Origin of the sequence: Azospirillum formosense (assembly GCF_013340925.1) — a bacterium.
Lineage (GTDB): Bacteria > Pseudomonadota > Alphaproteobacteria > Azospirillales > Azospirillaceae > Azospirillum > Azospirillum formosense.
This window is the reverse complement of sequence record NZ_WHOR01000333.1, coordinates 1-5,426: the sequence shown is the minus strand read 5'-3', so window position 1 is coordinate 5,426 and position 5,426 is coordinate 1. Positions and strand designations below refer to the sequence as shown.

The 5,426-nt window shown below is 69.7% G+C and carries 5 protein-coding genes; 4 read left to right on the top strand and 1 reads right to left on the bottom strand.

Features of this window, described 5'->3' with window-relative positions; translation table 11 throughout:
• The first annotated feature begins 116 nt into the window (after positions 1–116).
• Entirely contained in the window at positions 117–461 is a 345-nt protein-coding gene (locus GBZ26_RS26450; protein ID WP_174441388.1) for a DUF3159 domain-containing protein, read from the top strand.
• Positions 462–483: 22 nt separating this feature from the next.
• Here the strand turns inward: GBZ26_RS26450 and GBZ26_RS26445 are convergent, their stop codons facing one another.
• On the bottom strand, positions 484–1,422 hold the full coding sequence (locus GBZ26_RS26445; RefSeq protein WP_137104672.1) for a LysR family transcriptional regulator: 939 nt from the start codon (positions 1,420–1,422) through the stop codon (positions 484–486).
• 312 nt (positions 1,423–1,734) lie between these two features.
• Here GBZ26_RS26445 and paoA point away from each other — a divergent pair, with 312 nt between their 5' ends.
• From paoA to paoC, 3 genes are all read left to right on the top strand, one after another.
• Positions 1,735–2,418, top strand: a complete 684-nt coding sequence (paoA, locus tag GBZ26_RS26440) for an aldehyde dehydrogenase iron-sulfur subunit PaoA (RefSeq protein ID WP_174441387.1) — start codon at positions 1,735–1,737, stop codon at positions 2,416–2,418.
• Positions 2,415–3,374, top strand: a complete 960-nt coding sequence (locus tag GBZ26_RS26435) for an FAD binding domain-containing protein (RefSeq protein ID WP_174441386.1) — start codon at positions 2,415–2,417, stop codon at positions 3,372–3,374. The genes paoA and GBZ26_RS26435 overlap by 4 nt, the downstream gene beginning before the upstream one ends.
• Positions 3,375–3,385: 11 nt before the next feature.
• Positions 3,386–5,426, top strand: a 2,041-nt coding sequence (paoC, locus tag GBZ26_RS26430; protein WP_174441385.1) for an aldehyde oxidoreductase molybdenum-binding subunit PaoC, incomplete at its 3' end; no start/stop codon positions are given.

Genomic DNA, 5,426 nt, shown 5'->3' with positions numbered 1-5,426 from the left:
AAATCGGCACGGTGCTGTTGTTCGGTGGGTTGGCGCTCTACGCCGTGGCCGGCGGACCGACCCAGTCCGTCATGGGAGGGGCCGTCATGGGAGGGGCCGTCATGGGAGGGTCCGTCATGGGAGGGTCCGTCATGGGGGTCCGGCTGCTCGTCGATGCCGGGCTCCTGCTGATCGTGCTGATCTCCATCGCGCTGCGGCGCCCCTTCACGCTGCAGTACGCGCGGGAGCAGGTCGCCCATGAATTCTGGGACGACCCGCGCTTCATCCACACCAATTACGTGATTACGGGCGTGTGGGCTCTGGCGTTCCTCGTGCTGGTGATCGCGGACATCGTCCTGCTCTACCGGCCCGATCTTCCGCCTCGCTTCGGCATCGTCGCGACCGTGCTGGCGCTCGTCGGCGCGATCAAGTTCACATCCTGGTACCCGGAGCGTCGGCGGTCCGCTGCCGGCACGGTGTGAATCCCATGTCTTCGGCCGTGCGCTAGGACGCCGCCGCTTCTTCGTCGAGCAGCAGGGTGCCGGGCCAGTCGCCGCCGCCGACAAGATCGCGCACCACCCGCAGGAAGGTCTCGCGCACCGCCGCCGCGGCCTCGGTCACCGGGGCGCCGCGGGGCCGGCAGAGATGGACCGAGCGGCGCAGCGACGGCGAGACGATCAGCCGGGCCGAGACCTGGCCCGTCCGCCATTCCTCCATCACCGCCGAGATCGGCAGGACCGAATAGCCCACCCCCTTGGCGACCAGCGTCTTGATCTGGGGGAGGCCGTTGATCTCCACCGCCACGGTGACGATCGTGCAGGTCTCCCGCGCCACCCGTTCGATGCGGTCGCGCAGATTGTGCGGACGGCTCGGCAGGATCAGGTCCTTGCCGGCCAGTTCGTCGAAGGCGATGGCGCCGTCCCCGCCGCCCGGCGGCCCGATCAGGTAGAGATCCTCGCGCACCAGCGATTCGGCCAGCAGCGTGCGCGACCGCGTCACGTCGTAGATGCAGCCGAAATCCAGCCGGTCGTCGTTCAGCCATTCCAGGATCGTTCCGCTGAAGGACTCGACCACCCGCAGCGACACCTGCGGCAGCTCGGCGCGGACCGCCTGCACCAGGGGAACCGCCGCCACCAGGGCCACCGACGAGGTGAAGCCGACGGTCACCAGCCCGCTCGGCGTGCCCGAGCAGTTGCGCACCTGCTCGGTCGCCTGGGCGACGTGGCGCAGGATGATCTCCGCGTGCTCGTACAGCCGGGTGCCGGCGGCGGTCGGCTTGACCCCATGGACGCCGCGGGTCAGCAGCTTGACCCCGAGCCCCGCTTCCAGATTGCGGATGTTGTGGCTGAGGGCCGGTTGGGCGACGTTCAGCTTCTGAGCCGCGGCCGTGAAGGAGCCTTCATCGACGATGCCGATGAAATACCGCAACTGACGCAGATCCAACGCTCACCTTCCTTTGCCCGGCCCTTTGCCTGCGGGAGCGACAATCTCCCGCCACGGCCAATCATGTCGGTGCGTCGCGGGCGGATCAAGGCAAGTGGATGAGGAAGCGCCGGACAAACCCGCCTCAACCATCCGCCGGGCCGCTCCGTTCCATTGATCCGCTTCATAAGCCTTATCGCGGACCGGCGGGTAATCGCCGGACCGGCACGGCCTAGCTTTTCCCCATCCGCACAAGCGGATGAGCCGTCCGCACGCCTGCGCCCCGCCCTGCGGAGCCGGGACCACAGCCAGGAAGGGAAGAGGATTTCACCGATGCACTATTCCGGCGACCTCGACATGACGCGGCGCGGCCTCCTGCTTGGGACCGCCGCCACCGCCGCGCTGACGGCGGCGCCGTTCCGGGCGCCGGCGCAGGCGGCCAATGTTGGAGAAACCGCCATGCCACCCCCCGCGACCGGAGCCGATGCGCCGTCCCTGTCGCCCGTCCTGTCCAAGGTGACCTTTACCGTGAACGGGCAGCGCCGTGACCTCGAACTCGACACGCGGACGACCCTGCTCGACGCGCTGCGCGAGCATCTGCACCTCACCGGCACCAAGAAGGGCTGCGACCACGGCCAATGCGGCGCCTGCACGGTCATCGTGGACGGGCAGCGGATCAATTCCTGCCTGTCGCTCGCCGTGATGCACGAGGGCGGCAGCGTCACCACCATCGAAGGGCTGGGCCTGCCCGGCAAGCTGCACCCCATGCAGGCCGCCTTCGTCGAGCATGACGGCTACCAGTGCGGCTACTGCACGCCGGGCCAGATCTGTTCGGCGGTGGCGATGCTGGACGAGATCAAGGCCGGCGTGCCCAGCCACGTCACCGCCGACCTCAACGCCGCGCCCCAAGCGACGGTCGATGAGTACCGCGAGCGGATGAGCGGCAACATCTGTCGCTGCGGCGCCTATTCCAACATCGTCGATGCGATCTCGGACGTCGCACGGAGGGAGGCATGAGACCCTTCACCTACGAGCGGGCGGACTCCCCCGCCGCCGCGGCCGCCGCGGTCGAGCGCCGGCCGGGCGCCAAATTCATCGCGGGCGGCACCAACCTGCTCGACCTGATGAAGCTGGAGATCGAGACGCCGGCCCATCTGATCGACGTCAACGGGCTGAAGCTCGACACGCTGGAAGCGACGCCGGACGGCGGGCTGCGCATCGGCGCGCTGGTGCGCAACACGGATCTCGCCGCCGACCAACGGGTGCGGCGCGACTACGGCGTGCTGTCGCGGGCCCTGCTCGCCGGCGCGTCGGGGCAGTTGCGCAACAAGGCGACGACGGCGGGCAACCTGCTCCAGCGCACGCGCTGCCCTTACTTCTACGACACCAACCAGCCCTGCAACAAACGCCAGCCCGGCAGCGGCTGCGCCGCCATCGGCGGCTACAGCCGGCAGCTCGCCGTGGTCGGGTCGAGCGACGCCTGCATCGCCACCCACCCCAGCGACATGGCCGTCGCCATGCGCGCGCTGGACGCCACGGTGGAGACGGTGCGGGCCGACGGGACGACGCGGAAAATCCCCATCGCGGAGTTCCACCGGCTGCCCGGCGACACGCCGCACATCGAAACGGCGCTGCTGACCGGCGAACTGATCACCGCGGTGACCCTGCCCAAGCCGGTCGGCGGCACCCAGGTCTACCGCAAGGTGCGCGACCGCGCGTCCTACGCCTTCGCCCTGGTCTCCGTCGCGGCGGTGGTGCAGCGCGACGGCAGCGGCCGGGTGGCGGTCGGCGGTGTGGCGCACAAGCCGTGGCGCGTCGAGGCCGCCGAGGCCGAGATGCCGCGCGGCGCCAAGGCGGTCGCCGCCGGGCTGCTGGCCGATGCGAAGCCGACGCACGACAACGCGTTCAAGCTGACCCTGGTCGAGCGGACGCTCGCCTCGGTGCTGGCCGAAGCGAAAGGCCAGGGAAAGTGAGAGGCTGAAACATGAAGTTCGACACTCCCGCGACCACCAACCCGATCGACCAGCTGAAGGTGGTGGGCAAGCCGACCGACCGCATCGACGGCCCGCTGAAGACCACGGGAAAAGCCACCTACGCCTATGAATGGCACGACGTGGCGCCGAACGTCGCCTATGGCTGGGTCATCGGCTCGGGCATCGCCAAGGGGCGCATCGCGTCCATGGACCTGGAGGCGGCGCGCAAGGCCCCCGGCGTCGTCGCCATCGTCACGGCGGAGAACGCCGGACCGCTCGACAAGGGCAAGCGCAACGCCGCCACGCTGCTCGGCGGGCCGGAGATCGAGCATTACCAGCAGGCTGTCGCCCTGGTGGTGGCGGAGACCTTCGAGCAGGCCCGCACCGCGGCGGGACTGGTCCGCATCGACTACACCCCGGCGGACGGCGCCTATGATCTGGCGGCGGTCAAGGACAAGGCGGAGAAGACCAAGGACGGCGATTCGGTGGTCGGCGATTTCGCGGGCGCCTTCGCGGCGGCTCCGGTGAAGTTCGACGAGACCTACACCACGCCGGACGAGAGCCACGCGATGATGGAGCCGCACGCCACCATCGCCGCCTGGGAGGGTGACCGGCTGACCGTCTGGACCTCCAACCAGATGATCGACTGGATGGTCACCGACCTGTCGGCGACCCTGAAGATGCCGAAGGAGAAGGTGCGCGTCATCTCCCCCTTCATCGGCGGCGGCTTCGGCGGAAAGCTGTTCCTGCGCGCCGACGCGCTGCTGGCGGCGCTGGGCGCGCGGGAGGCCGGGCGGCCGGTGAAGGTCGGGCTGGCGCGGCCGCTGATCATGAACAACACCACGCACCGCCCCGCCACCATCCAGCGCGTCCGCATCGGCGCCACGCCGGACGGCACGATCACCGCCATCGCCCATGAAAGCTGGTCGGGCAATCTGCCCGGCGGCTCGGAGGAGACGGCGAGCGACCAGACGCGGCTGCTCTACGCCGGGGCGAACCGCCTGATCGGCAACCGCATCGCCACGCTCGACCTGCCCGAAGGCAACGCCATGCGCGCGCCGGGTGAGGCGTCGGGGATGATGGCGCTGGAGGTCGCCATGGACGAGATGGCGGAGAAGCTGGGCATGGACCCGGTGGAGTTCCGCATCCGCAACGACACCCAGACCGACCCCGCCGATCCCAACCGGGCCTTCTCGCAGCGCCAGCTCGTGCAATGCCTGCGCATGGGGGCGGAGCGCTTCGGCTGGGCCAAGCGCAACCCGAAGCCGGGGCAGGTACGCGACGGGCGCTGGCTGGTCGGGCTTGGCATGGCGGCGGCCTTCCGCAACAACCTGCTGACCAAGTCGGCGGCGCGGGTGCGGCTGGACCAGCGTGGGATCGTGACGGTCGAAACCGACATGACCGACATCGGCACCGGCAGCTACACCATCATCGCCCAGACCGCGGCGGAGATGATGGGGGTGGGTCTGGACAAGGTGGCGGTGCGGCTCGGCGATTCGAGCTTTCCGGTGTCCGCCGGCTCGGGCGGGCAATGGGGCGCCAACAACGCCACCGCCGGGGTCTACGCCGCCTGCGTGAAGCTGCGCGAGGCGGTGGCGCAGAAGCTCGGCGTCAACTCCGCCGACGCGCAGTTCGTGGACGGGCAGGTCGTCGCCGGCAACCGCAAGGTCCCGCTGGCCGAAGCGGCCGGCGCCGACGGACTGTCCGCCGAGGACGGCATCGAATACGGCGACCTCGACAAGAAATACCAGCAATCAACCTTCGGCGCCCATTACGTGGAGGCCGCGGTGGACGCCGCGACCGGCGAGATCCGCGTGCGGCGGATGCTGGCGGTCTGCGCGGCGGGCCGAATCCTGAACCCGAAGTCGGCGCGCAGCCAGGTGATCGGCGCCATGACCATGGGCGTCGGCGCGGCGCTGATGGAGGAGCTGGCGCTCGACAAGCGGACGGGCTTCTTCGTCAACCACGACCTCGCCGGTTACGAGGTGCCGGTCCACGCCGACATCCCGCATCAGGAGGTGATCTTCCTCGACGAGACCGATCCGATCTCCT

Bases quoted from the DNA above. Each gene is read 5' to 3' on its own strand.
- paoA (WP_174441387.1), top strand. From the start codon at position 1,735: ATGCACTATTCCGGCGACCTCGACATGACGCGGCGCGGCCTCCTGCTT.
- GBZ26_RS26435 (WP_174441386.1), top strand. From the start codon at position 2,415: ATGAGACCCTTCACCTACGAGCGGGCGGACTCCCCCGCCGCCGCGGCC.
- GBZ26_RS26450 (WP_174441388.1), top strand. From the start codon at position 117: ATGGGAGGGTCCGTCATGGGGGTCCGGCTGCTCGTCGATGCCGGGCTC.